This is a genomic window from Synechococcus sp. CS-1332 (assembly GCF_025127995.1).
In the GTDB taxonomy this organism is placed as follows: domain Bacteria; phylum Cyanobacteriota; class Cyanobacteriia; order PCC-6307; family Cyanobiaceae; genus Cyanobium.
Map to the genome: position 1 here is coordinate 33,024 of NZ_JAHLYP010000011.1, position 23,932 is coordinate 56,955.

At 66.4% G+C, this 23,932-nt stretch carries 33 protein-coding genes and 1 pseudogene; 13 read left to right on the forward strand and 21 right to left on the reverse strand.

Translation table 11 applies throughout. From position 1 onward, the window contains the following. The first annotated feature begins 29 nt into the window (after window positions 1–29). Window positions 30–179, forward strand: coding sequence for a hypothetical protein (locus KQ305_RS01850; RefSeq protein WP_259723753.1), 150 nt, complete (start codon window positions 30–32; stop codon window positions 177–179). 9 nt (window positions 180–188) lie between these two features. Here KQ305_RS01850 and KQ305_RS01855 read toward each other — a convergent pair whose 3' ends face one another. The 4 genes from KQ305_RS01855 to KQ305_RS01870 all read right to left on the reverse strand — a co-directional run bounded on the left by KQ305_RS01855 (window position 189) and on the right by KQ305_RS01870 (window position 5,775). Further along, entirely contained in the window at window positions 189–2,117 is a 1,929-nt protein-coding gene (locus KQ305_RS01855) for an ATP-binding protein (protein WP_259723754.1), read from the reverse strand. A gap of 146 nt (window positions 2,118–2,263) precedes the next feature. Then, complete coding sequence (locus KQ305_RS01860) at window positions 2,264–3,532, reverse strand: mechanosensitive ion channel family protein (protein ID WP_259723755.1); 1,269 nt, start codon at window positions 3,530–3,532, stop codon at window positions 2,264–2,266. Then, a complete protein-coding gene (locus KQ305_RS01865; RefSeq protein WP_259723756.1) occupies window positions 3,529–4,788 on the reverse strand; it encodes a hypothetical protein in 1,260 nt (419 codons plus the stop codon). Before KQ305_RS01865 ends, KQ305_RS01860 begins: the two co-directional genes overlap by 4 nt. Window positions 4,789–4,836: 48 nt before the next feature. Further along, a complete protein-coding gene (locus KQ305_RS01870) occupies window positions 4,837–5,775 on the reverse strand; it encodes a hypothetical protein (protein ID WP_259723757.1) in 939 nt (312 codons plus the stop codon). Between the two features lie 389 nt (window positions 5,776–6,164). On the opposite strand from KQ305_RS01870, the gene KQ305_RS01875 reads away from it, so the two are divergent. Beyond that, on the forward strand, window positions 6,165–6,890 hold the full coding sequence (locus tag KQ305_RS01875; RefSeq protein ID WP_259723758.1) for a GAF domain-containing protein: 726 nt from the start codon (window positions 6,165–6,167) through the stop codon (window positions 6,888–6,890). A 36-nt stretch (window positions 6,891–6,926) separates the two neighbouring features. Here the strand turns inward: KQ305_RS01875 and KQ305_RS01880 are convergent, their stop codons facing one another. Together KQ305_RS01880 and KQ305_RS01885 are read right to left on the reverse strand one after the other, a co-directional pair. Continuing rightward, the gene (locus KQ305_RS01880; RefSeq protein ID WP_259723759.1) at window positions 6,927–8,603 is read right to left on the reverse strand and encodes an alpha-keto acid decarboxylase family protein; all 1,677 of its coding nucleotides are present in this window, start codon (window positions 8,601–8,603) and stop codon (window positions 6,927–6,929) included. 28 nt (window positions 8,604–8,631) lie between these two features. Beyond that, complete coding sequence (locus KQ305_RS01885) at window positions 8,632–10,173, reverse strand: glycosyl hydrolase family 57 (protein ID WP_259723760.1); 1,542 nt, start codon at window positions 10,171–10,173, stop codon at window positions 8,632–8,634. Between the two features lie 132 nt (window positions 10,174–10,305). Here KQ305_RS01885 and KQ305_RS01890 point away from each other — a divergent pair, with 132 nt between their 5' ends. The 3 genes from KQ305_RS01890 (at window position 10,306) to KQ305_RS01900 (ending at window position 12,545) form a co-directional block, all read left to right on the forward strand. Then, a complete protein-coding gene (locus KQ305_RS01890) occupies window positions 10,306–10,920 on the forward strand; it encodes a rhodanese-like domain-containing protein (RefSeq protein WP_259723761.1) in 615 nt (204 codons plus the stop codon). 151 nt (window positions 10,921–11,071) lie between these two features. Next, window positions 11,072–11,332 carry a hypothetical protein gene (locus tag KQ305_RS01895; RefSeq protein WP_259723816.1) on the forward strand — a complete coding sequence of 87 codons (261 nt, stop codon included), beginning with the start codon at window positions 11,072–11,074 and terminating at the stop codon, window positions 11,330–11,332. A gap of 193 nt (window positions 11,333–11,525) precedes the next feature. Next, window positions 11,526–12,545, forward strand: a complete 1,020-nt coding sequence (locus KQ305_RS01900) for an NAD(P)-dependent alcohol dehydrogenase (protein WP_259723762.1) — start codon at window positions 11,526–11,528, stop codon at window positions 12,543–12,545. Window positions 12,546–12,569: 24 nt separating this feature from the next. Here KQ305_RS01900 and dcd read toward each other — a convergent pair whose 3' ends face one another. From dcd to KQ305_RS01925, 5 genes are all read right to left on the reverse strand, one after another. Then, window positions 12,570–13,094: a dCTP deaminase gene (dcd, locus tag KQ305_RS01905; RefSeq protein ID WP_259723763.1), complete on the reverse strand. Its 525-nt coding sequence runs from the start codon at window positions 13,092–13,094 to the stop codon at window positions 12,570–12,572. A gap of 81 nt (window positions 13,095–13,175) precedes the next feature. Beyond that, a complete protein-coding gene (locus tag KQ305_RS01910) occupies window positions 13,176–14,393 on the reverse strand; it encodes a S9 family peptidase (protein WP_259723764.1) in 1,218 nt (405 codons plus the stop codon). A gap of 10 nt (window positions 14,394–14,403) precedes the next feature. Further along, on the reverse strand, window positions 14,404–15,954 hold the full coding sequence (locus KQ305_RS01915; protein WP_259723765.1) for a class I adenylate-forming enzyme family protein: 1,551 nt from the start codon (window positions 15,952–15,954) through the stop codon (window positions 14,404–14,406). 244 nt (window positions 15,955–16,198) lie between these two features. After that, a complete protein-coding gene (locus KQ305_RS01920; protein WP_311134306.1) occupies window positions 16,199–16,312 on the reverse strand; it encodes a type II toxin-antitoxin system HicA family toxin in 114 nt (37 codons plus the stop codon). Between the two features lie 2 nt (window positions 16,313–16,314). Continuing rightward, window positions 16,315–16,482, reverse strand: a complete 168-nt coding sequence (locus KQ305_RS01925) for a type II toxin-antitoxin system HicB family antitoxin (RefSeq protein ID WP_259723766.1) — start codon at window positions 16,480–16,482, stop codon at window positions 16,315–16,317. A 22-nt stretch (window positions 16,483–16,504) separates the two neighbouring features. Here KQ305_RS01925 and KQ305_RS01930 point away from each other — a divergent pair, with 22 nt between their 5' ends. Continuing rightward, a complete protein-coding gene (locus KQ305_RS01930; RefSeq protein ID WP_259723767.1) occupies window positions 16,505–16,720 on the forward strand; it encodes a hypothetical protein in 216 nt (71 codons plus the stop codon). Between the two features lie 100 nt (window positions 16,721–16,820). After that, window positions 16,821–16,970: a hypothetical protein gene (locus KQ305_RS01935; protein WP_259723768.1), complete on the forward strand. Its 150-nt coding sequence runs from the start codon at window positions 16,821–16,823 to the stop codon at window positions 16,968–16,970. A gap of 135 nt (window positions 16,971–17,105) precedes the next feature. Here the strand turns inward: KQ305_RS01935 and KQ305_RS01940 are convergent, their stop codons facing one another. The 3 genes from KQ305_RS01940 to KQ305_RS15385 all read right to left on the reverse strand — a co-directional run bounded on the left by KQ305_RS01940 (window position 17,106) and on the right by KQ305_RS15385 (window position 18,298). After that, window positions 17,106–17,378 carry a BrnT family toxin gene (locus KQ305_RS01940; protein WP_259723769.1) on the reverse strand — a complete coding sequence of 91 codons (273 nt, stop codon included), beginning with the start codon at window positions 17,376–17,378 and terminating at the stop codon, window positions 17,106–17,108. A gap of 342 nt (window positions 17,379–17,720) precedes the next feature. Further along, window positions 17,721–18,032 (reverse strand): HigA family addiction module antitoxin, encoded by a 312-nt coding sequence (locus tag KQ305_RS01945; RefSeq protein WP_259723770.1) that lies wholly within the window; start codon window positions 18,030–18,032, stop codon window positions 17,721–17,723. Next, window positions 18,029–18,298: a type II toxin-antitoxin system RelE/ParE family toxin gene (locus KQ305_RS15385; RefSeq protein WP_399230280.1), complete on the reverse strand. Its 270-nt coding sequence runs from the start codon at window positions 18,296–18,298 to the stop codon at window positions 18,029–18,031. Before KQ305_RS15385 ends, KQ305_RS01945 begins: the two co-directional genes overlap by 4 nt. A gap of 144 nt (window positions 18,299–18,442) precedes the next feature. Here KQ305_RS15385 and KQ305_RS01955 point away from each other — a divergent pair, with 144 nt between their 5' ends. Continuing rightward, the gene (locus KQ305_RS01955) at window positions 18,443–18,844 is read left to right on the forward strand and encodes a hypothetical protein (protein WP_259723771.1); all 402 of its coding nucleotides are present in this window, start codon (window positions 18,443–18,445) and stop codon (window positions 18,842–18,844) included. 47 nt (window positions 18,845–18,891) lie between these two features. Here KQ305_RS01955 and KQ305_RS01960 read toward each other — a convergent pair whose 3' ends face one another. The 5 genes from KQ305_RS01960 to KQ305_RS01980 form a co-directional block, all read right to left on the reverse strand. Then, window positions 18,892–19,071, reverse strand: a complete 180-nt coding sequence (locus KQ305_RS01960; protein WP_259723772.1) for a DUF86 domain-containing protein — start codon at window positions 19,069–19,071, stop codon at window positions 18,892–18,894. An 8-nt stretch (window positions 19,072–19,079) separates the two neighbouring features. Then, window positions 19,080–19,388, reverse strand: a complete 309-nt coding sequence (locus tag KQ305_RS01965; RefSeq protein WP_259723773.1) for a nucleotidyltransferase family protein — start codon at window positions 19,386–19,388, stop codon at window positions 19,080–19,082. Window positions 19,389–19,491: 103 nt separating this feature from the next. Next, window positions 19,492–19,701, reverse strand: coding sequence for an addiction module protein (locus tag KQ305_RS01970; protein ID WP_259723774.1), 210 nt, complete (start codon window positions 19,699–19,701; stop codon window positions 19,492–19,494). Window positions 19,702–19,832: 131 nt separating this feature from the next. Next, the gene (locus tag KQ305_RS01975) at window positions 19,833–20,186 is read right to left on the reverse strand and encodes a DUF5615 family PIN-like protein (RefSeq protein WP_259723775.1); all 354 of its coding nucleotides are present in this window, start codon (window positions 20,184–20,186) and stop codon (window positions 19,833–19,835) included. After that, a complete protein-coding gene (locus KQ305_RS01980) occupies window positions 20,183–20,416 on the reverse strand; it encodes a DUF433 domain-containing protein (RefSeq protein ID WP_094584941.1) in 234 nt (77 codons plus the stop codon). The genes KQ305_RS01975 and KQ305_RS01980 overlap by 4 nt, the downstream gene beginning before the upstream one ends. A 136-nt stretch (window positions 20,417–20,552) precedes the next feature. Between KQ305_RS01980 and KQ305_RS01985 the strand changes: the two genes are divergently transcribed. Then, window positions 20,553–21,263 (forward strand): HNH endonuclease, encoded by a 711-nt coding sequence (locus KQ305_RS01985; protein WP_259723776.1) that lies wholly within the window; start codon window positions 20,553–20,555, stop codon window positions 21,261–21,263. Between the two features lie 53 nt (window positions 21,264–21,316). On the opposite strand, the pseudogene KQ305_RS01990 reads toward KQ305_RS01985, so the two are convergent. Next, window positions 21,317–21,613: pseudogene (locus KQ305_RS01990) on the reverse strand (PIN domain-containing protein); the annotation flags it as partial. A gap of 54 nt (window positions 21,614–21,667) precedes the next feature. Continuing rightward, a complete protein-coding gene (locus tag KQ305_RS01995) occupies window positions 21,668–21,937 on the reverse strand; it encodes a prevent-host-death protein (protein ID WP_259723777.1) in 270 nt (89 codons plus the stop codon). 271 nt (window positions 21,938–22,208) lie between these two features. Between KQ305_RS01995 and KQ305_RS02000 the strand changes: the two genes are divergently transcribed. From KQ305_RS02000 to KQ305_RS02015, 4 genes are read left to right on the forward strand one after another with little or no spacing between them, the layout of a single operon-like run. Continuing rightward, a complete protein-coding gene (locus KQ305_RS02000) occupies window positions 22,209–22,556 on the forward strand; it encodes a nucleotidyltransferase domain-containing protein (protein ID WP_259723778.1) in 348 nt (115 codons plus the stop codon). Continuing rightward, window positions 22,543–22,941: a HEPN domain-containing protein gene (locus KQ305_RS02005; RefSeq protein WP_259723779.1), complete on the forward strand. Its 399-nt coding sequence runs from the start codon at window positions 22,543–22,545 to the stop codon at window positions 22,939–22,941. Before KQ305_RS02000 ends, KQ305_RS02005 begins: the two co-directional genes overlap by 14 nt. Continuing rightward, window positions 22,938–23,645 (forward strand): HNH endonuclease, encoded by a 708-nt coding sequence (locus KQ305_RS02010; RefSeq protein ID WP_259723780.1) that lies wholly within the window; start codon window positions 22,938–22,940, stop codon window positions 23,643–23,645. Before KQ305_RS02005 ends, KQ305_RS02010 begins: the two co-directional genes overlap by 4 nt. After that, window positions 23,594–23,929 (forward strand): HIT family protein, encoded by a 336-nt coding sequence (locus KQ305_RS02015; RefSeq protein WP_259723781.1) that lies wholly within the window; start codon window positions 23,594–23,596, stop codon window positions 23,927–23,929. Before KQ305_RS02010 ends, KQ305_RS02015 begins: the two co-directional genes overlap by 52 nt. Window positions 23,930–23,932 lie beyond the last annotated feature (3 nt).

Consider the following 23,932-nt stretch of genomic DNA (forward strand, 5'->3'; position numbering starts at 1 on the left):
GGACAGTGGCACAAGCTTCCACCCTCCCCGTGCCGAACGACAGCGGTTCCTCCAGGTCGGTGATCGTGGGCCTGCTGGCCGTGATCGGTTCGCTCGGCGGCCTGGCCCTGCTGGTCTGGTTCACGGTGGTGCTGCTCGACCTCAAGCACCTGAACACCTCCGGCTTCACCCTGCCCTGAGGTAGCTCCCTAGGGGGAGCGCTGGCGGCAGCGGGCATGGGCGGCAAGGAGGCTGGCCATCAGGGCCTCGGCCTTGAGCGGCTTGGCGAGGAGTTCGTTCATGCCCGCCTGCAGGGCCGCCTCCCGCTCCTCGGCGGAGCTGAAGGCGGTGACCGCCACGATCCAGGGCCGCTCCGGCCGTCCGGTGGCGGCGCGGATGCGGCGGGTGGCTTCCAGACCATCAAGCCGGGGCATCTGCACATCCATCAGGATCAGATCAGGGTCGAGAACACGCTGCCGTTCCAGCGCCTCCTGGCCATCGACGGCGGACTCCGGCGCATAGCCAAGACGCCGCAGCATCAGCTCGCAGAGCCGCCGGTTCACGGCGCTGTCATCCGCCAGCAGGATGCGCAGGGGATGGCTTGCCGCGAAGGCCACCCCGTCGTCCTCTGGGCTCGGCGGCGCTGGCAGGGGAGCCGGGGCGGGGGCGGCGGCCACCGCTTCCACCGGCAGGTTGAAGCAGAACGCACTGCCGCAGCCGGGGGTGCTCTCCACCCGGATCGTGCCGCCAAGGGCAGCAATGAGCTGCTGGCAGATGGCCAGCCCCAGGCCGGTGCCCGCATGGGGGGCGTTGGTGGAGAGACGAAGCTGCGAGAAGGGTTGGAACAGCAGACCCATCTGATCGGCGGCAATGCCGACCCCGGTGTCGGTGACGGAGAAGGCCAGATCGATCGCTTCTTTCCCCGGTTCGCTCACAGAACTGGCCGTCGCCTGAACGGACACAACGACGCTGCCGGCGTCGGTGAACTTGATCGCATTGCCGATCAGGTTGAGCAGGATCTGGCGCAGGCGGATGGCGTCGGTGCAGATCGCCGGGGGAACGTCCGGAGCGATCACCAGAGACAGGTCGAGCGCCTTGGCCAGGGCAAGGCTGGAGCAGTTGGCGACCGTCTCCTCCAGGAGGGAGCGCAGCTGGCACGGAACCAGTTCCAGCACCAGGTTTCCGGATTCGGTCTTGGTGAAGTCGAGGATTTCATTGAGCAGGCTGAGCAGGGATTCCCCCGAGCAGTGCACGATGTCCAGGCACTCCCGTTGCTGGGCGGACAGCTCCGTGGCCAACACCAGCCCCGTCATGCCGATGACCCCATTGAGCGGGGTGCGGATCTCGTGGCTCAAGGTGGCGAGAAACGTGCTCTTGGCGCGGTCGGCGGCGGCCATGGCCGCGAAGGCCCGGGCCCGGGCCTTGAGGGAACGGCGATAGAAGCTGGCTGCCAGAACCGAGAACCCGCCGCTGCCGATCAGGCCCACTATGTAGGTGAGCTGCAGCGGAAACTGCTTGCGTTGCAGTTGGGCAAGCGAGAAATCGATGCCAACAAAGCCCACCAGCTTCCCCTTGCTGTCCCGGATCGGAGCAAAGCCGCTCATGAAGGTTCCGAAGCTGTCGGTGTAGTGCCTTGTGCTGATGGTGGTCAGGCCGGTGCGGACGGCCTGGAGCGCGTCGACCGACGGATCGACATAGAGCTCACCAACGCGGGTGGTGCTCGAGGAGTCACCCTTGTTCTGGATGTAGTAGGTGCTATCGATCGCGAATCGAAGACCTTCCGGGCTGGCAATGAACACATAGGCGTAGTAGATCTCCGGCACGAGCCTGCGCAGCTTCAGCAGGGGTTCGCTGGCACGGCGATAGTCCGGTGTTCCCGTCTGCTCGGGCCTGGTCATGGCGGCAACCAGGCTGGGATCCATTTCGCTGGCGGCGATGCTCACCAGGTTGCGCAGGGCTTCGCGCACCTCGTTGCGCAGGAGCCGGTTGGCGCTCCAGTAGTTGAAGCTCAGCGCCACTGTCGCCACGCTGAAGATGGTGGCGGCCAGCAGAACGCTCTCCAGGCGAATGCGCCGGCGGCTCAGTTCGGGAACGGAGCCGTGGAGGTGCTGTGGGGGCGACCGCCAGGCGCCTGGCACACGGGGGAACCAACCAGCCAGAAACCCTCACCACACCACATCTCCCTGGTCTACCCCGGCTGCCACCCCAACGGCATCAGAGCCGGGCCGTGGTGTGCCATGGGACGCCGCAAGCCGACCCACTCTGGCAGCAGTGACCGGGGAGCTCAATCCTGCTGGGGAGCTGGCGCGGCTGGCGTCGGCCCGGTCGAATCGGTGGGCGGATGGATCACCCGCTGGGGGAAGGGAATCTCGATCCCGTTGGCGGTGAAGGCGTGCCAGATCGCCTGACTCACGGCGCTCTGAATGGAGAGGTTTCCGAGCGGGTCATCAATCCAGAAGCGCAGGGAATAGTCGATCGAGGACTCGCTGTACCGCACCAGAAACGCCCGCGGGGCGGGCTCGACCCGCACCCCGACCGTGGCGCGGGCCACCTCCTCCAGAAGCGCGATCACGACCACCGGGTCGTGCCGGTAGGCGGCGCCGATCTCCACCGCGCTGCGCCGCAGGCTGTCGCTGCCGGTATAGGTGGTGGTGGTGGCCGTGAAGAAGGTCTGGTTGGGGATCACCAGTTCGGCGTTGTCGCGGTTGCGCCACAGCACCGCCGCCCGCAGGCCCAGGCTGCGCACCTCGCAGGGATCGCCATCGATGAACAGCACCGATCCCGGCCGCACCGACCCCTCGAACAACAGCCACAGGCCGCTGATGAAGTTCGAAAACACCTCCTTGATGCCGAAGCCGATGCCCACCGAGAGCCCCCCGGCGATCGCCGCGATGGCACTGGTGTTGAGGCCCACCCGGTGCATCAGCCAAAGCACCCCGGCGGCGACCAGCAGGTAGCGCAGCACAAGGGTGCCGGCGGCGCGGGTGCCATGGGAGAAGTGAAACAGCCGCTGCAGGAGGTGCCCCAGCCACACCAGGGGAATGGCGGAAAACGCCACCAGGAAGTAGGGAATGGTGAGCAGCAGGAACAGGTTGCTGGTGGTGAGCGGCGAACCGAACAGGGGGAACAGGGGAATCTCGGCCACATCGCGCAGGGAGGCCAGCTGGTTCACCAGCGAGCCCGCCACGAACAGCACGAACAGGGGCTGGACGATCCGGCTGTAGAGCAGCTGGATCTGCTTGGCGGGACATCGCGTCAGCAGCAGCAGCCGGATCACGGCCAGCAGCACCCAGGCTCCCCACACCTGGGCGAAATAGGTCGCCAGGTCGCCCGGATAGCCCAGCTGCTCGATCACCAGCCCGTTGAGGCGCAGCACGCCCCACAGACCCACCGCCCCGAGCACCGACACGCGATACCGGCGGGCCTTCAACCTGGGCCGCAGCCACAGGGCATACCCCAGGGCGAAGCCGGCGGTGGTGAGGCACTGCAGCAACACCACCGGGCGGCTGAGGAACCCCAGCCAGCCGACGATCTCGTAGAGCAGTTGGTTCATGGGGTCGGGGCCAGCAGCTGGGCGATGGCCGGCTCAGGCGGCAACTCCCCCTGCACCACCTTCTTCAGCACCGATTCGAGCCGACCGCCCCGGACGATGGCCGCGTCGGGATCGCGAAACTCAAACATGCGGGAATGGTCGAGGCTGAAGGCGAGCGCGGCCATCAGGGCCGAGCTGCGGGTGGGGATCAACACATTGGGATTCACCGGCAGGTTGCCCGGCACCGCCACCATCAGCTGCTTCTGCGTCACCTCGTTGAGCGAGAAGGCCACGAACCGCTCGGCCAGAAGCCTCTGCCGCGCACTCGAATGGCGCCCGAAGCTCCAGACCAGCAGCCGGGTGACCGGCGTGGCCGGGGTGTCGGCCCCACCCGGCAGCACCGACACCCCCAGGTGCGAACCCATCCGTTGTCGCAGGCCGTCGATCCAGAGGCTGCTGCAGCTGATCCAGTCGCGCTCGCCTCGCTCCAGTTGCTGCACCAGTTCAAAGGGGTCGTCGGAGAAGGACACGTTCTGCTGCAGGCCGGAGTCGTAGATCCAGGCGATCCAGCGCTCCAGCGCCCGGTGGTCGGCGGCTGACAGGGTGGCTGCCTCCCCCGCCGGTCGTCCATTGAGCAACTGGGCCACGGCAGGGCCGGCCCCCTGGGCCGTGGTGGTCCAGAACAGTTCGCCCACGCTGATGGGCAGGCCCACCCGCAGACCCTTGGCACTCAGGGCCAGCAGCGCGTCGACGCTGCGGGGCGGTTCCCTGAGGCGGCGGCGGTCGAAACAGGCCACCTGCGGTTGGGCCAGGAACGGCACCGCGAACGCCTTGGAGCCATTGCGAAAACTGTTCTGAAAGCGTGGTTCGAGCCGATTGCGGGCGTCTGGATCCAGGCTCACGTCGCTGCTCAGCCCCTGCTGATGCAGCTGCAGGGCGGTGACCACGCGACTCACGATCAGGTCCGGGCCCAGGCCACGGCCGTCACGAAAACGGGTGGCCGCGACGAGCTCCCCCGCTGGGAAGTGCCTGATGTGCACAGCCACGCCGGGATTGAGGGACCGGAACTTCTCGATCAGGCTCCTGCTGATGTTGCGGTTGTCCCCCAGTTCGGAGGTGCTGCCGTAGTTGGTGCTGGTTTCGACGGAGATGTAGAGGTTGTCGGGGCCGACGGCGATGCCGCCACAGCCGCCGCAGGCAAGCAGCAGCGCCAGGGCAGCCAGCAACCCCAGGCCCTTGACCGGGGCCAGGGGTAAGGGGGCAAGGCCAAAGCCCATGGATCTCGTTGGCGTGGGCCTCTCCTGGCCCAAGGCTCGCACGGCCCTTCAGTCGAGCGCCCGCCACTGCCCGCCCGGCCCCTTCACCAGCAGCAGCTGCGGGGGAAACAGAACGCCCGTGGCGACGGCGAAGCAGAAGCCCGCGTCCTCGGGCAGGGCGGCCAGGCGAGCCTCGGTGCCGGGGAGGTTGGCCGGGCGGAACAGGCTGGGACCAACGCCACGGGCCACCACCACGGGGCTGCCGGTGGTGATCAGGCGCACCTGGTCGAGCGCCGGAGCGGCCAGCCGCACGCCGGCGGCATGGCCGCGCTCCAGGCAGCGCTCGCCGCGCATCGCAGGCAGATCGAAGCGCAGGCCCCGATCGGTGGGAAGGGCAGCCAGGGAGGCGTAGGCGCTAGTGAAATCGGGGGCGAAATCGGGGCTGAACAGGGCGGCCCGCCCGGCCAGCACCCCCAGGATCGCGGCACGATCGGCCGCCTCCAGGGCCTGGATCGGCGAATCACTGTGCCAGGGCTCGACCCGCGCGAAGGGGGCCTCGAAGCGGTGCTCGAAGGTCACCGGCCCCTGGCTCTGGCGCCGCTCCCCACCCTCACCGACCTGGTTCGTGGACAGGGTGGCACCCTGGGCCGTGGTGGTGGTGGTCGTCTGGTCGGACACCACCACCCAGCGGAACTGGCTCTCGTAACGGATCCGGCCGTCCTGGGGCGTGAAGCGCAGCTGCAGAAGGTTCGGGCCCCGCCGCAGCACCGGCTGCAGCGCCCGCAGCGGTAGCCAGAACGCCGGCGAGAGTTCCGGACCGGATGGGCCGGTGCCCATCACCAGGGCCCTGCTGGCCGCCAGGGGGTTGTCCAGCATCGGCACCCCATTGAGCACCAGCTCCACCCGGCCAGCCACGGTGCGGACCTCCGTGGCCCCGCCCACCTCCCCCGGGTAGGGCGTGAAGCTGACCTCCACGTTCACGGTGTCCCCCAGGGCCGCCGCCGGCAACACGCCCGGAGCCAGGGCGGTGATCAGGCCCGCGGCCAGGGACGCCCGGAACCTGGAGCACCAGAGCCAGGGGCCGGTGGAGGAGAGCGTTCGGATTGGCAGGGGTCGGCGTCACGGCAGGATCCTGCTCCAGCAGGGGATCGAAGCACTGGCGGCTCCAGCCGGCGGTGCCGCCATCGGGGTCGCGTTGAGACGAGACGGTGACCCTGAACGCCCGTGGCAACCAGCCAGCCAGAGCTCCTCACCACGCCCACTGGTCGTGTCTGAAGCGACGCCCACCCGATCGCGTATCGGGACGGGCCCAGCCGCCAGGGGGATGAGGAGATGTGAACCCCCGTCCGGCCCCCCAAAGGGCCCTGCTTACGTGTGATCAGGTGAAGCGGCTCCCCATGCCCACAAAAGCGGCTCCTCGCGAAGCAGCACGCCTGGAGGCCCTGAAGGATTACCGCATCCTCGATACGGAAAGCGAGCAGTCGTACGACGACATCACCTTTCTGGCCGCCCAGCTGTGCGATGTGCCCATCGCCCTGATCAGCCTGGTGGATGGCGATCGTCAGTGGTTCAAATCCAAGGTCGGCCTCGATGTCAGCGAAACGAGCCGGGATGTGTCCTTCTGCGCCCACGCCATCCTCGGCGACCAGACCCTGGTGGTGAAGGATGCCCGTGAGGATGAGCGCTTCTGCGACAACGCGCTGGTCTGCAGTGAGCCCAACATCGTCTTCTACGCGGGGGTGCCGCTGTGCACACCAACCGGCGCCAAGATCGGCTCCCTCTGCGTCATCGATCGACGGCCCCGTGAACTCAGCGACCTGCAGATCCGCTCCCTGGAGACCCTGGCCCATCAGGTGGTGCTGCAGCTGGAACTGAAACGGATCTCCGATCAGCTCGCCAGCGCGTTGCAGCGCATCGACGTGATGGAGCGACTGATCCCGATCTGCTCCTACTGCAAGGGCATCCGCAACGACCAGGGCTACTGGGGGACGGTGGAGGCGTTCATCAAGAGCCACGACAACGTGGAGTTCTCCCACGGCGTCTGCGATGCCTGCATGGCGAAATACTTCCCGGAGGTGGCTGCGCTCGGCAGGGAAGCTTCAGAGGTGGACGATCAGCGCTGATTGCGCCGGTGTTGAGGCGAATCACCTGATGTGGGCTTAGCCGGGTTGGGGGGTTCGCAGCTTGTAGCCACTGTCGATGGTGCTGCCGGGCATCGGTTGGCTTTCCTCGTTCGGGATCATCACCTCGATGTAGGCGGCGCCGTCGTGGTTATCGATCTGATCGAGCACATGATCGAGTTCCGCCACAGTACTCACCTTCGCCGTCAGCCAGTTCTTGCAACCGAAGGCCTCGGGCAACAGGTGGTATTGGACGGCCGCCAGATCGTCGTAGCCGTGGCCGCGCTCACTGATCACATCCTCGATGCCATAGAGACCGTTGTTGAGCACAAAGATCCTGGGTTTGACGCCGTAGCGTCCCATCACCGCGATCTCATTGAGGGTGAGCTGGTGGGAACCGTCGCCCGTCACCATCCAGGTATGGCCGGATGTCTTGGCCATCACCACCCCGAGGCAGGCCGGCGTGGCCCAACCGATGGATCCCCAGAGACCCTGCCCTTCTGCGCTGACACCTTGCGGTAGCAGCATGCAGTTGAGGTGCGTCATGCAGGTGCCGGTTTCGATCACAACCGTGTCACCGGCACGCAGCCGCTGCTGCAGGCGTGGATAGAAGTTCGCGGATGTCGTTGTATCGCCGGCCGCACCGGTGAGGGCTGATGAAGCGAGCTTCAGGCCGTGGTCAGCACAACGGGTGGTGACGCGCTCGCAGAGGGCATTCAGCACATCGTCGATCGCCACATTCACAAAAACCTTGCCACCAGCCCGCACCCAGTTGTCGTTGATCGAGACAAGCCTTGCTGGGTCGTACTGGCCCGTCCACAGGCCCGTGTTGAGTTCCGTGGTGACGATGCCACCGATAGCGAGCACGACATCGGCCTGGCCCACGAGTTCCCGCACCGCCTCCGAGGACGACCAATCACCCGCATAGAGCCCCGCGTACTGGGGCATCGCCTCATCGATCGTGCCCTTGTCGTTGGGGGTGAGGGCGGTGGGAAGATTCGTTTTGCGGATGAACTCCAGCGCCCTGTCTCTTACGCCGTAGCGGCTCACCAGATGGGTGAGCACCGCCACCGGATGGCTGGCGGCCTCCAGCCGCGCCAGGATGGTTTGCACAGCCGCCTCCAGCTCCTGGGGCACGCTGCGTTGACGCTTCACCGCCGTGAGCGGCTGCCCGGCGGCGGGAGTGCCGAGCACCGGCAGGCCACCGTTCACCTCTGAGATCACGAGATAGGCCGGCATGCTCTGCCGCAGCGCTTCACGGATCACCCGCTCCAGCTCATCGATGCAGTTGTCGGGGCTGAGCACCGCACTCACACAGGCGGCGGCAGCCGAAAGCGGCTGAAAACGGTCGTAAACGTTGTCGCCGAGGTTGTGGTGCGTGATCAGCCCCTGCTTCTGGATGCGCTCACTGGGCATGCCCACCAGGTGAAACACCGGCAGGCGATGGGCCTTGCTGCCCATCACGCCATTGATGGCGGAGAGCTCCCCCACGCCGTAGGTGGTGGAGAGGATGGCCGCGCCGCGGATGCGCGCGTAGCCATCGGCGGCGTAGGCCGCGTTGAGTTCGTTGGCGCAGGCCACCCACGACAGACCGGGCACCAGCTCAGCGGCGTCATCGATGGCGAAGGCATAGTCACCGGGCACCCCGAAGATCCGGTCGATCCCCAGTTGGGACAACCGATTCAGGGTGTATTGGGCGACGGTGGGTGACGCCATGGCTGGTGTGATGAACGCTACAAAAAACCTAGCCAGCCTGCACTTTCCTGCCGCCCATCGACTCGTTCCACAACGCGGCGGTTCCCTGGTGTTCCCCCTCGGCCAGGGCGGCGGCGATCGCGGCTTCGCCACGCCGGTGGATCTCACTGGCGTAGTCGGTCCAGGTGCCCTGGCCCCAGTAGCGGAAGCAACTGGTTTCCAGCAGCAGCAGGTGGAGCAGCGCCTCCTGATAGCGGGGGGTCCGGGTCACGCCGGGATCCTGGGCCACCAGGGGGTCGAACAGTTGGTGGAAACGGGCACTGAGCTGGTTCATCGGCTCCAGCACGTTGGCGTAGCCCTCCACCCAGCTGAGGTCGTTGGTCCAGGAGGCGCCGGCCATCGAGAAGGCGGGGTCGCTGGCCTGGAGATCGGCGATGGCCGCTGTGGTGGCCTCAAGAGTGGCCTCCAGAGCAGGTGAGTCGCCCAGCTGCTGCCAGAGCTTGTGCTGCTGAACCGCCTGAATCGTCGGGAAGTCGCTAGCTGGCACACCAGCGGCCTCCAGCAACTCGAGATACTCCGTGCCGTTGATCGCCACCGTGGCTTGCTCACCCCCCTTGGCGGCGATGGTGTGATGGGCCTGGAGGAAGGCGGACGGGAACTCATTCATCATCACGCCGCCGTTCTCGCCATCGGCAATCTGGGACACCAGCGACGGCACCGTGGTGGCTCCCAGCCCCTGCCGGCCAAGCCCCAGGGCTTCGTAGCAGGGCTGCATCTGGCCCACCAGTTTGGTATCGGAGCCCTGGGTCTTGATCAGCACCGTGATCGACATCTCTTCGCCGCTGGAGTTGCGCGCCACGAGTTGGTTGGGAAGGTACTTCTGTTCGTGAGACAGGCTGGAGCCATCGAGGTTTTCGACGCTGTGCTCCTGCACCAGCAGCCAGCGGTAGCCACACTCCTTCAGGGCCTTGACGAACTCAAACAGCGTGTCGGGATGGTTGGGCAGGTGCATTTCCGGTGGCGAAAAGCCCTTCACCCGCGCCAGGGCGTCCCGGCCGAACAGGGCCGCGAACTGGTGCTGCCAGGCCAGGATCTGCAGCTTGAGATCGGGAATGGGGGTGGAGGGGGCCACGGCATGGCTCCAGAAGGTGCCAAGCCACTCCACATGGGGCTGGAGGGAGGAATCGCAGGCGAGCCGCTTCAGGGCATCAAGCACATCGAGCCGGCCCATCTGCTCCAGGCCCCAGAGCAGATTGCCCGAATAATCCAGCATGATCCGGGGATTGCAGCCCTCCTCAATCAACTGGGGGATGATCTCCACCAGGCGCCGGTAGCACTGGGCGAAGGGTTCGGCGTTGTGGTTATCGCCTTCTCCCTGGTGCTCGAACATGTACTGGAGATGGGAGATCAGTTCGCCATGCGCCCCGGCAGGAATCGTGGGCTGGTGCATGTGGAGCGCGCAGGCAAACCCGGAACGGATCTGCGCCAGATCGAGATTGGTGTGCGCTAGAAACATCGGCCCGGGCTGCTGCACCAGGGCGAGGATCTCCGCTTCTGAGCCAGCGATCGGCGGCAGGGCTTGGTCGGTCATGGCGATGGCGGGGTGCCCGCGCGCAGGGCAGGTCGTGCGGGATCAGTCTGCGGGCGAGGGGGAAACGCTGCTGTCGCCATCCCTGCGCCAGGCTTGGTCCATGACGTTGCCGGTGCCAGGAGTCTCAAGGCCATGACACCCCCAGCTCTGTTCCGGCGTTGGCGGGTGGCCGCCGCCACGGCCGCCACGGCCATCGCCGCCGTGGTCGGGCTGGCGCTGCACGGGATCGGGGTGGGCCGCGGGGGACCGGCAGCGGGCGCCGCCGACAGCGAGCTTTCGGCCGAGGTGGGGCGTCGCTACGGGGGGTTGAAGCGCCTGCTGTTTCCCGGCCAACCGGAGATCTCCGTGGCCGAGTGGCTGGCTCGGCCCAAGGACCGGCCGGCGGTGCTGGTCGATGTGCGCGAGCCGCACGAACGGCGCGTCTCGATGCTGCCGGGGGCCATCACGAAGGAGGACTTCGAGCGAAACAGCGCCCGCTACCGCTCCTGGGTTGTGGTTCCTTACTGCACCATCGGCTTGCGCAGCGGGATCTACACCAGGGACCTCAGGGGCCAGGGTTTCGAGGTGCGCAACCTGGCGGGCAGTGCGCTGGCCTGGGCCCATGCCGGCCTGCCGTTCGAAGCCGACGGCAAGGCCACCCGCCGGGTGCACGTCTTCAACGCCGACTGGAACCTGCTTCCCCGCGGTTACGAGCCCGTCGTCTCGAAGGCGCTCCCCAATGGAGGGGAGGTGGCTCCAAGAAACTGAAGCAGTCCAATGAAGCCGATCGGCCCCAGATCCGATGCAGGCGATGAAAGATCTGAGCCAAATCAAGCTGGTTATAGGTGAGGCCGCCGTGCCGGCCAACGGCGCCACCGGCAACCGACTCCTAGGGTTGGAACACTTGAGACAACACCAGATGCAGAAACAACTCCTCCATCTGGCCGCTGCGCTTGTGGCCATGCCGCTTCTGAGCACTGGGCCTACCCTGGCCCAGAAGCGGATTCCCAAACTGCCGGGCAACGACCAATGTCCGCTTGGCTATGTGAATGATCTGAAGCAGCATTGCAACTCACCCATTTACTACCAAGTCAGGCCCACCTACGGAAAGCCCTGTCTGTCGGGATGGATGAACATTGGGGCGGGCTATTGCAAGAAGAAGACGCTGGGGATTTTCTGAGGCGCCGGGCTGGATGCGACGTCATGGTTTGCCTCCTGCATGGCCGAGTGATGGGGGTCACGTCAAGGGTGATGCGGACAGGGATCGGCCGCTCTGCCTAGAATGGCCCTCGCGTCCGATCGGCACGGTCAGCCCCTGGAGGCATCCCATGCCCGAGATGTCCATGCCCGAGATGTCCATGCCCGCAGATCCCATGACCGCACCGATCCAGGCCCTTGCTGCCCCCGGTGCCGGGCAACCGCTCCAACCCTTTGCCTACACCCCCGGCCCGCTGGGCAGCGAGGAGGTAGAGATCGCTGTTGAGAGCTGCGGCATCTGCCATAGCGATCTCTCCATGCTCGACAACGAATGGGGCATGACCGCCTATCCGTTTGTTCCCGGCCATGAAGTGATCGGCCGGGTTGTCGCCCTCGGGGAGCACACGAAGCGCCTGAGCATCGGCGACCGGGTTGGGCTCGGCTGGTTTTCCGGCAGTTGCGGTGCCTGCGATCAATGCCTCTCCGGCAACCAGAACCTCTGCCTCAAAGCCGAGGCCACCATCGTCGGGCGTCACGGTGGCTTCGCCACGCGGGTGCGGGCCCAGTGGACCTGGGTGGCGCCCTTGCCGGAAGGGCTGGATACCGAGAAGGCCGGCCCCCTGCTCTGCGGAGGGATCACCGTTTTCAACCCGATCGTGGAGCTCGGCATCAAACCCACCGACAGCGTGGCAGTGATCGGGATCGGCGGGCTGGGTCACATGGCCCTGAAGTTTCTGCGGGCCTGGGGATGCGACGTCACCGCCTTCACCACCAGCGACTCGAAACGGGAGGAAGCGCTCCAGCTGGGCGCCCATCGCACCTTGAACTCCCGCAACGCCGAAGAACTGGCCGGAGCGGCGAGCAGCTTCGACTTCATCCTCAACACCACCAACGCCAACCTCGACTGGAACACCTACATCGCCGCCCTCAAACCCAAGGGCCGGCTGCACACCGTGGGGGCCGTCCCTGAACCGATCGCCCTGGCCGCCTTTCCGATGATTCTCGGGCAGAAAAGTCTCTCCGGTTCACCCCTGGGCAGCCCATCCACCACCGACAAGATGCTGCAGTTCAGCTGTCGCCACGGCATCGCGCCCACCACGGAGTTCTTCCCCCTATCGAAGGCGAATGAAGCCCTGGATCATCTCCGCTCCGGCCAAGCCCGCTACCGCGTCGTGCTCATCAACGACCTGGGGTGAGGCCCCCCTGCGGCGGCGTGATGGTCAGAAGGAGTCTTCCGTCTGGCCGGCGAAGCAGCCGGCGTAGCTCTCGCTCCCCTGCAGTTTCTGGAACACGAACTGGCAGATCGCCGTGCCGGGATGGACCGCCAGGGGAGCGGGTCCGAAGTTGCTCATCTCCAGCACCTGCTGGCTGTCGATGCCCGGCCCCATGAAGGGGGCGCTGATGTGCACCATCAGGCCCAGCCGCGCGAAACGGCTGCGACCCTCCAGCCAGCCGCACAGACCGGGGCCCAGGCGCAGTCGCTCCTGGGTGATGCCCAGCACGGTCTCGCCCGGCATGATCAGGATGTGCTCGCCCTCGGGCACAGCGATCTTCTCGGTGAGCTGCCGGTAGTCGGTGTGCTCGCGCACCTCGATCACCTCGTGCACCTTGCGGAAGACGCGGAAGGTGCGGGCGAGGGTGAGGTCGAGGGAGGCGGGGCCCAGCCGCTCGGGAACGAAGGGTGTGACGCCGATCGCTCCCACTTCGATCGCCTGCAGGATCGCCTCTCTGCCGAGAACGGACATGACTTCCCCTGGGGGGTAGGCGGTTGTGGATTGTCTCAGGCGGCCGGCACTGAGGAGACGACACGGGCGTGCGTGACGCGATCAGACTGGGTCAGACGTGCGGGGGCTGGTGAACACAGCGTCCAGCCAGTCGTAGGCACGCTGGTGGAACAGGGAGCGCGCCGTCTCCTCGCAATGGCCGCCGGCGCCCTCGGCGGTGGTGAAACGCACGAGGGTCCGGGGACACTGCAGCGCGGCATACAGCTGGTCCGCGAAGCGCGCGATCGGATCCGCCTCCGCCCAGGCCACGAATGTGGGGCAGCGGATCCGTTCCGCGCGCCCCCTGAGGCTGTACGCGCCGGCGATCCGGAAGTAATCGGCGAGGGACTCGAGGCCGTGCACCCAGAGGGCCCGCCGAAAGGTCCAATGCAGGTACGGATTGGAGCGGATCTGGGCTTCGAGGGCTTCGAGATCGGCGGGGGCGATCTCGGGCAGGCGTTCGCTCACGGCAGGGGGCAGCGGCATGGTCATGCGCAGCGCTTCGAGGAGGTCCCACTGGCCGGGGTCGGCGATGCAGGCCGCGAGGCGGTGCTCGCCGCTGGCCGCACGGGGCGCCAGATAGCCGCCGAAACTCCAGCCGATCAGGGCGATCCGCTGCGGATCCACCTCCGGGCGGGAGAGCGCGTAGTCGACCACCGGGCCCACCACGGCCTCCCAGTCGGGCCGGAACACCAGGCCCTGGTGGATGAGGGGCCGGCCCTGGCCGGGGCCGTCGAAGGTGAGGCAGTGGTAGCCGCGGCGGACGGCGGCCACGGCATGGGCAAAGTGCGCCTCGTGCACAGTGGCGTCGTAGCCGTTGGTGGCGATCAGCGTGGGGCGCGGCAGGCCCGAGTCATCGGCGCGGTGGAAGTAGCCAGGCAGGCTCGTGCCCTCGTAGGGGATCTCCACGGCCTCCACGGCCGGCTGCATGCGGGCGGCCGCCCGGGCGAACGCCTCGGCCTCCCGGTCGAAGGCCTCCACCAGCCGGGGATCCACGGGCGCCCCGAAGAGCGGCAGCCAGGCGGTGCGGTAGTAGTTGCTGGCCCGGAGCCAGGCCTCCCGGGCACTCACCGAGCGGCCGGCCGCCGCACAGGCGTCGGCGATCTCGCTCACCCGATCCGCCGTCGCGCTCCAGGCGCGAAACCAGCTGTCCCCATCCCCGGGGGTGATCTGCGACGCCGTGACGAAGCACTCGCCGAAATCCGCCCCGCCGTAGGGGGCGTGCGACAGGGCGCGGACCGCGAAGCGCTCGAAGAGGGGGTCTGAAAAGAAGAGGCCCATGGGGAGAACGTCAGGGAGCGTGCAATGCATCCGCCGCCAGCCGACGCAGGGCCAGCCGGTCGGTCTTGCCCACCGGGGTGAGGGGCAGCTGCTCGAGCACGCGGATCTCCTCCGGCGCCTTGTAGCCCACCCGGGCCCGGGCAAAGGCGATCAGTTCGGCTTCGCTGGGAACGGGCTGGTCGTGGCGGAGGGTCAGGTAGGCCCACACGTTCTCGCCGTGCACCGGGTCCTGGATGCCGATCACCCCCACCAGGTCCACCGCCGGATGTTCAGAGAGCGCCTCCTCCACCTCCTGGGGGCAGATGTTGGAGCTGTCGTGGACGATGATCTGCTTGCGGCGGCCGCAGAACCAGAAGGTGCCGTCGGCGTCGACGCGCATCTCATCGCCGCTGTCGAGCCAGCCCTGCTGGATGGTGTCGGCGGTGGCCTGGGGGTTGTCCCAGTAGCCCAGCATCTGGGAGGGCGCCTGGATCCAGAGGCGTCCCTGTTCGCCCGGTGCCACCTCGGCGCCGTCCTCGTCGCGCAGGCTGGCGCTGAACCCCGGGCAGAGCTGGCCGACGGAACCGATCCGGTTCGGGCCGGAGGGGGGCGCCAGGGTGGTGTAACCGATCTCGCTCATGCCGAAGCATTCGTCGATGCCGAAGCCGGCGGCCCGGCGGAACTCCTCCTGCAGCTGATGGGGCACCTTGTCGCCGCCGCTGATGCAGAGACGCACTGAACCCAGATCCGTCGGCAGCAGCCGTGCATCCCGCACCAGCTCGAACAGGGCGGCGGGCAGCATCAGCAACACCGAGGGCCGATGGCGCCGCAGCAGGGTTTCCACGGTGGCCGCATCGATGCGGCTGGCGATCGCGGCGGAGGCGCCGGCGGCCAGGGCCGCCAACACGAGGGCCGAAGAGGCGATGTGGGCCAGGGAGCTGCCGGCCAGCACCTCCTCGCCGGCTCGGAGTTCGCTGGCCTGGATGAGGGAGGTGAGGACCGCGGCGAAGCTGGCCCGGCTGTGGGTCACGCCTTTCGGCCGGCCGGTGCTGCCGGAGGTGAAGAAGAGGAAACAGGGCTCCTCGTCGGCCAGATCGGGCCAGGGCGGGGCCTTGCCGGCGGCGGGGGCTGCGGCCAGCAGCGGCTCGAAACCGGAGGGATCGTCGATGCGGTGGCAGCCAAGGGGCAGCAAGCCCGCCACGGCGCTGGCCTGCACATCGGCGAGCCGTTCACCGTGGAACACCAGGGCCGCGGCGCCGCTCATCGTCAACGCATGGTCGATCTCCGGCGGCACGTAGCGGTAGTTGAGCGGGGTGAGCACCAGGCCGCTGCGCAGGCCGGCCAGGTAGTGGACGACCAGCTCCACCCGGTTGGGGATCAGGGAGGCGAGCCGGTCGCCCCGCCGCAGGCCCAGCCGCTGGTAGGCCCGGGCCAGCCGCTCCACCTGGCGATCGAGCTCGGCCCAGCTGAGGCTGTGGTCCAGATCCTGCAGCGCCGGTGCCGCCGGATCGCCCCCCAGGCCGGCCTCCAGGAGGCGGGTCAGGTCGACCAGTGGGGCCAGGGGCGGACCGTGGTAGGGCATGGAATGCCGTAAGCCTGCCCACTCTGGCATCGGTTTGGTGTCCGGTCGCCGCCATGCGGCAGCGCGTCCTGATCGGAGGGAGGGCTACTTGGGGGCAGACCATCGCCGAAGGCAGGAGCGTGAGGTTCGTGGTTCAGCGGTGTCTGAGGAATTCCTCCAGGGTCAGGCCGATGTCATTGGCGATCTGACGGAGCAGCAGAGGAGAGCTATCACGTCCTTTGTGGACTGGAACTGTGGTGCAGCGTCAGCGAGGGTCACGAAACTGCAGATGGGAGCCGCGTTGACGAACCACATCGAAGCCCAGTTTCCGAAGGATGTCCGCCACCTCAGAAGACTTGAGGACGGGGGTTGAGCCCACGGTCAGGCCGGCACCACGATCTGCTGCAGACCCACGAAGTCGCTCTCGAGGGCCGGGTCGCCGTCCTCCAGGAGCATGGCGATCACCTCCTGGAGGTTGGCCTGCAGTTCATCGAGGGTCTCCCCCTGGCTGTGGGCGCCAGGGAAGCCAGGGACGTAGCCCACAAGCATTCCTGTGTCCGCACAGCGTTCGATGACGGCGGAGAACGTGCGCACAGCCTCTGCTTCTTTCAGTGAATTCATCGTAGGCAACCCGCCAGGTCTGGCCGAAGGGGTGATGGAGGGCATGGCATCGCCGCAGGGCTTCTCCTCCACAAGTGCCACCCCCTGTCACACCCGCCAGCGCCTGCGCGAGTACACCGCCGAGCGGATGCGCATGAGCCACATCTACCAACCCTTGATGCTGTAGCCGCAGGCTTCCGCGCAGCGGTTGGAACTGCTCGGCCACGGAATTGCCAGGCAACAGCCACCCCGGCGCAGGACGTGGCCCGGCGGATCCTGGGACGGGCATGGTGGGTCGGGTGCTCACCGACAACGGCATCACCCGCTATGGCAACGGTGCCTACGCCCTGATCGGCGGCGACGAGCTGTGCGACAGGGGGAACGTGAGCGGCCGAGAGTGGGGCTCAGGGGTGATCGAGGGGAAGCAGCGCTACTGAGGTTGATCGAGCTTGCGCGGCCCCTTGATCACAGCACGTGCCAGATCGGCTTCGGTGATCTCCGGGATCTCGTCATACTCTTCAGGCTGGATCACATGCGCATCCACACGCTGTAGATCCGAGCGAATCGGATCATCAGGAGAAGTGGTGGCGAAAACGAAGTTGCTCTCTTGCATTGGCCTTACGCATCGAAATGATCTGACGGAAACAGGAACCCTGGGTGTAGATGATCACGACCATGCGACCCTCCAGCAGACCCAGGCAGACAGTCCGAACCTCACCATAGTCGCGCCGGCGGTCTTCAAACTCCAGCGTCCGCCCGGCAAAGACGCGTTCAGCATCGAGAAAATCCAGCCCTCGCTGCTCCAGGGTTTGCAGCCGCTTGAGGGGATCAAAGCGGATCACCATCCTGCGTGGCTGGGGTGGAGCCGCTGACTGAATCCGCGAGCGGGAAGGGCATGGTGAAAGGGAGAGGGAACCTCAATGGACAAGTGCCACCCCCTGTCACACCCGCCAGGATTCCTCCATGCCCCCGCCCCAGCGAAGGACGTGGCCCGGCGGATCCTGGGCAGCCGATGGTGGGCAAGGTGCTCACCGGCAACGGCATCACCGCCTACGAGGAAGACACATACCGGCTGATCGGCGGCGTAGCCGAAGGCTTCTGCGTAGGCGAAGCCTTCTCGAAGAGAAGCAGTAGAGCTGAGCGACGCCGAGTACGACGACCTGCTGGTGCTGTGCCGCCAGCCCTATTCACGTCATTGGCTGGATTGGCTGGATTGGCTCGATCGTCGGCAAGACGCTCTCCAGGGCCTGCTTGGCCAGCTTCAGATCATGGCTGGCCTGCATCCGCAGCCAGAAGCCCTCGCTCAGGCCAAAGAAACGGCAGAGGCGCAGATCGGTGTCGGCAGTGATAGCCCGCCGCCCCTTCACGATCGCGTTGATGCGGCTCTCCGGCACTCCGATCGCCAACGCCAGACGGTACTGGCTGATCCCCATCGGCTTGAGAAACTCCTCCAGCAGAACCTCCCCCGGTGGCACCAGCAGGAGTTCAGTGGTAGTCAACGATTTCGACCTCCTCTGGCCCGGCTTCCGTCCAGACAAAGCAGAGCCGGAACTGGTCGTTGATGCGGATGCTGTGCTGGCCATGGCGGTCTCCCCTTGAGCGGCTCCAGGCGATTGCCTGGTGGAACTTGTAGATCGTTGAGGCAGGCGGCCGCATCGAGGATGGCGAGCTTGCGGAAAGCCACGCGAGCGAAGCTTCCAAAGCGTTGCCCTGGCTTCCCTTCAAAGAGGGCCTGGGTTTCGCGGCAACGAAACAACCTGATCACACCGGCACCTTACCCCCGCTGGGCGTAGGCACGCCAGGCAGTGGGGCCGGGCGAAGGCGATCACGCGCTGACATGGCGGCCTGGCTTGCCTGTGTTCCTCCTCTTACAAGTGCCACCCCCGTCTCACCCCGCCAGGATTCCTCTATGCCCCCACCCGCCTCCGCTGCCTTCCTTCGCCTGCGCGCGTACATCGCCGAGCGGATGTGCATGAGCCACATCTACCAACCGTTGATGCTCATGGAACTGCTGGGCCGCCGCAGCCCGGCCCCAGCGCAGGACGTGGCCAGCCGGATCTTGGGAAGCGCATGGTGGGCCGGGTTCACCTTCAACGGCATCACCGCCTATGGCGATGGCCACGACAGCCTGATCGGCAGCGACGAGCTGAGCGATGGCGAGCGCGACGCGCTGCTGCAGCTGTGCCGCCAGCGCCTCGATGCCGTCCGCGAGCAGCGCGGCGAAGAGGTGTTTGCCCACCGCAGCCGCCACCGCAGCCCGATCAGCGGCTCGGTGAAAGTCCGGGTTGGTTTTGGCGTGATCAGGAGTTGAACAGCTGGGGATGGCTCTGCGCAACGCGATCGGCGCACCAGCCGCTATCAGAGCTCAGCATCAACCACTTGGTCCAACTGGTCAGCCAGGGCTGGAATGCTCTCGGAAACAATCTGCCAGATGGTGTCTTCTTCCAGGCCGAAGTAGGCATGCGCCAGAACATCGCGGAGGCCAGCAATGCGTCGCCAGGGCACCTGGGGGTGCCGCTCACGATCAATTGCGGGCACTCCCCCCTTCAGGCAAGAGGAATGGCCTCCTGCTCGATCCGCTGCCGCAGTTCAGGGCGAAGACCGCGGCGCGTCACCAGGTCCACCCGGGCGCTGAGCAGGTCTTCAAGGGCCAGCTTGAGGTCCATGTACTGCTCAAAACTGGGGCTAGAGGGGAAATCCACCAGCAGGTCCACGTCGCTCTGCAGCCCTGCCGCCCCGCGGATCACAGAGCCGAAGACGCGAAGATCCCGGCCACCTTGGGCGGCTGTGAGCGCGAGCAGCTCGGGGGCCATCTGCCTGAGCCGCTGAAGCGTGGCTGGCTGTCTGGGATCCATGGCTGCCATTCTGCTGCCAATGCCGGCTCAAGCCTTGCGTACCAGCGCTGGGTTTCCAGCAGATCCTCCACCGCCTCCGGCAGGAAGCGAACCGCGGGCATGGTCATCCGATGCCGAGCTGGCTCCGCACCTCATCCCAGGGCACAGCCGCTTCGGGGTTGTCGCGATGGGTCGCCCAGCGCCGGTCGAGCTCGCCGCAGAGGTCAGGGTCCACCGGCAGCGCCCCATCTCGGGACTGGTCATCGAGGCTGTCCCAAAGGGCGATCGCGAGGGCCAGCCGCTCGTTCTGGGGCAGTTGCAGCAGGTCAGACATGGGCGTCATCGCCACTCCTCCCGGCAAGAAGTCCATCGTAAGCGCGGTCGAAGCCGGGCAAAGGGACTGGAGAGATGGATGCCCATGAGCCGGGTGGTCAAGCGGGTCATCGGCGCCGAGTTCACTGACGTTCAATGCCTCACAACCAATGCCTTTCGGCTCAACTCGATGAGGACATGGGTTTTAAACTGCCGGTTCAGCTCAGGCAGAGCACGAAGCAGCAGGTCGGTGAGATCCTGGTTGCCGATGTTGCCTGTAGCCACAAGCAGAAGCCTGGCGGGAGTGCCGCGCAAGAGATGACTACGGACGAAATCTGCATCCTTGCTAAAGACAACTCTCCCATCGCTGTCGGCAATGGTGGAAATCATGCTGTCGGCGCTGCGATTTCCATCAGGCAGATCAAGGGTGTGCAGGACGTCGCAACCCAATTGTTCCAGCGGCCGAACGAGAGATCGAGGCAGCTGGGAATCCAGCAGGATCCTCATGCAGAGAGGAGATCAACCCGCTGAATACGGGAAAGCTGGGTTGCGTACTCAAGCACTGCGGTGATGTCTTCAGCCTCGAGATCTGGATAATCGGCAAGAATGTCAGCCGCACTCATCCCAGCTGACAACAGTTCGAGCACCATCTCCACAGGATAACGCAAGCCGCGGATGGTTGGCTTTCCATGGCAGATCTCAGGGTTGAGGGTGATGCGCCCAAGCTGGTCTGTCATGACGGTTTCCTGGCTTACCCAGCCTAAGGGGGACGGCAGTTCACGACCGTGAGCTGGTTTTGGCGCTGGCATGGGGATTTTCTAGTCCTCTCCCCCACCAGTGCCACCCCCGTCTCACCCCCGCCAGGATTCCCCCATGCCCCCGCCCCCCACCGCCACCTACGAGCGCCTGCGCGAGTTAGTCGCCGAACGCATGCGCATGAGCCACATCTACCAACCACTCATGCTCATGGAGCTCCTGGGCCGCCGCAGCCCGGCCCCGGCGCAGGACGTGACCCGACGGATCCTGGGGGAGGACGTGACCCAGATCGATTACTACACCGAACGCGTGAAGCAGATGGTGGGCAAGGTGCTCAGCGCCAACGTCATCACCCGCTGCGAGAAGGGCACATACGCCCTGGTGGGCGGCGACGCGCTGCTGGAGCTCTGCCGCCAGCGCCTCGACGCCTTCCGCGAGCAGCGCGGCGACGAGGTGTTTGCCCACCGCAGCCGCCACCGCAGCCCGATCAGCGGCTCGGTGAAATACCGGGTTCACCGATGCGCCCAGGGCCGCTGCGAGTGCTGCAGCGCGCACGAGCACCAGCGCGACCTGGAGGTGGACCACATCATCCCCAAAAACCACGGCGGCTCCGACGCCATCAGCAACCTGCAGGCGCTCTGCTTCCGCTGCAACGCCGGCAAGCGCGACGGCTGTTTGCCTACGCAAGAGGGCGCACCGACTTCCGCGGTGTGCAGGCCAGCTACGGCCAGCGCGAAGCGGGCTGTGTGTTCTGTGCGCTGGAGGGCAGCGGCCGGGTGCTGCTGGAGAACGAGCTGGCGCTCTGCATCGCCGACGCCTACACTGTGAACGAGGGGCACAGCCTGGTGATCCCGCGTCGACATTTGGTGGACGGGATGGGCTCAACTCTCCAGGTAACGCTCCACCGTGTTGGTGGTCCAGGTTGCGATGCCGATGCCGAAGAAGTCCTGATCCTCCGTCCATATGGCGCATTCCAATTGCAACGCCAGCGCCAGGGCAGGCCAGTCATCCTTGTCGCGGATCCGCGCCAAGGCCTCCTCCTTGGCCGACCCAAGCACACTGTTCTCCACAACCTGGACAATCAACAGGAGGCTGAGCAAAGCCTCGGCGCAGACCTCTGCATCGAGACCTCTCTTTCTGGCGAGATCAGTCACGTAGGCAGCCGCCTCGGCCACGTTGGCTTCAGCGAATAAGGATGTTCGCGTCCAGGACCAGGCGCTTGCGCTCCACTCTCAAGCCGACGGTTGCTCAGGGCGGCCTATCCGCCAGGCCTTGAAGTCGGCACTGAGCTCGTCTTCGCTCAAACCGAGGCGCTCCAGTTCAGCTTGCATCAGCCGGCCAGCCTCCAACACCTTCACCCGATCACTCAGGTTGCTTTGCTGGGGCAAGGGCACGTAGAGGCCAATGGTGCGGCCATGGCGGGTCACCTCAATCGGCGTGGACGATTCCAGATGGGAGGCCAGCCTGGCCCTGAGTTCACGGATCCCAATACGGGTTGCCACGCCTTCCTCCTGCCAAATGTGTACACACCTTAGGGCTGGCTGGGGAAGTGGGCCGGCGATAGCGGTGGCGGGTATGGACTGGGGCGGCACAGCCACACCAGGAGCCGGGTTGGCTTCAGCCGCCAGGCGCCCACGCCAGAAGGGATCCCAGCAGGGTCGCCCTCCTGACGGGCCGCCCAAAACCTGCCTACCGATCAGAAGTGGGCTGACGCTTCGGCCCACCAAACCCAACACGGCTGCATCGCCTGGCGGGTGGCTTCACAATGGGATGATGAGCACGGCATCAGCGCCCCCGATCGAGGAACGGCTCCAGGCCATGGCCGGGGTGATCCATGGCGTCATCCCCGGGGCGCAGGTGCGGCTGTTTGGATCGAGGGCTCGCGGCACCAGTGGACCGGATTCGGATATCGATCTGCTGATCACCGCCCCAGATGAGTGGCTGGCGCAGCAGCACCGTTTCCAGGTGCTGAACGATCTGTGGGGTCGGCTGGCCCAGGCGGATGTGTCGCTCGATCTGCTGCTGTACTCCCGCAGCGAATGCGAGGAGCGCCAGCACTGGCGGAGCCACGTGATTGGCAGGGCCTACCGGGAAGGACGGCTGCTGCATGGTGCTCTCTGAAGCGGAAGGTCTGCTGCGCATCGCCGCCGTCGATTTGGAGAGCGCTCAGGCTTCCTCCGACCCGAGCGTCTTTCGCGAAGGGGCTTGGGGTTTCTGGCTGCAGCAAGCCGTTGAGAAGGCCTTGAAAGCGTGGTTGCTGCACCTGGGCAGCGATCCACCGCTCACCCATGACCTGCGCCGTCTGCTTTTGCTGCTCGAGGCAGAGGGGGTAGCCACGGTCGACCTGACGCCACTCGCTCAACTCACCGTCTATGCCGTGCAGTTCCGCTACGACGCCGATCCCACACCCCTGGGGCTGGATCGGGAAGATTTCAACCGACAGGTGAAGGAACTGATCGCCCGGGTGCAGGCGCTGGTCATGCCTGGTTTCGAAGCTGAGGCGTGACGTTATCTGCCATGCCCCCGTACCCCTCCGCCACCTACGAGCGCCTGCGGCACTCCATCGCCGAGCGCATGCGCATGAGCCCCATCGACCAACCGCTGATGCTCATGGAACTGCTCGGCCGCCGCAGCCCCGCCCCCCCGCAGGACATCGCCCGCCGGATCCTGGAAAGCGCATGGTGGGCCGGGTTCACCTTCAACGGCATCACCGCCTACGGCAACGGCGCCTACAGCCTGATCGGCGGCGACGAGCTGAGCGACACCGAACGCGACGCGCTGCAGCAGCTGTGCTGCCAGCGCCTCGATGCCTTACGCCAGCAAGACGGCGAAGAGGTGCTTGCACACCGCTGCCGCCACCGCACCCCGTTCAGCGGCTCGGTGAAGTTCAGGGTTCACCGATGCGCCCGGGGCCGCTGCGAGTGCTGCGGGGCGCACGAGCACCAGCGGGCCCTGGAGGTGGACCACATCGTCCCGAAAAACCAGGGCGGCTCCGACGCCATCAGCAACCTGCAGGCGCTCTGCTTCCGCTGCAACGCCGGCAAGCGCGACGGCTGTTTGCCTACGCAAGAGGGCGCACCGACTTCCGCGGTGTGCAGGCCAGCTACGGCCACCGCGAAGCGGGCTGTGTGTTCTGCGCGCTGGAGGGCAGCGGCCGGGTGCTGCTGGAGAACGAGCTGGCGCTCTGCATCGCCGACGCCTATCCCGTGAGCGAGGGCCACAGCCTGGTGATCCCTCGGCGTCATGGGGCCGACTGGCTGGAGCTGCACCAGCCGGAGTGGAACGCCGTGGTGGAGCTGCTGAAGCTGCGGCGGGAGCAGCTGCGTGCCCAGGACGCCACGATCAGCGGCTGGAACGTGGGTCTGAACTCAGGTGAGGCGGCGGGGCAGACGGTGTTCCATGCGCACTGGCATCTGATCCCGAGGCGAACAGGTGATGACAAATCCCCCCGCGGAGGCGTTCGGGGGGTTATCAAGGGCAAACAGCACTACTGAGCC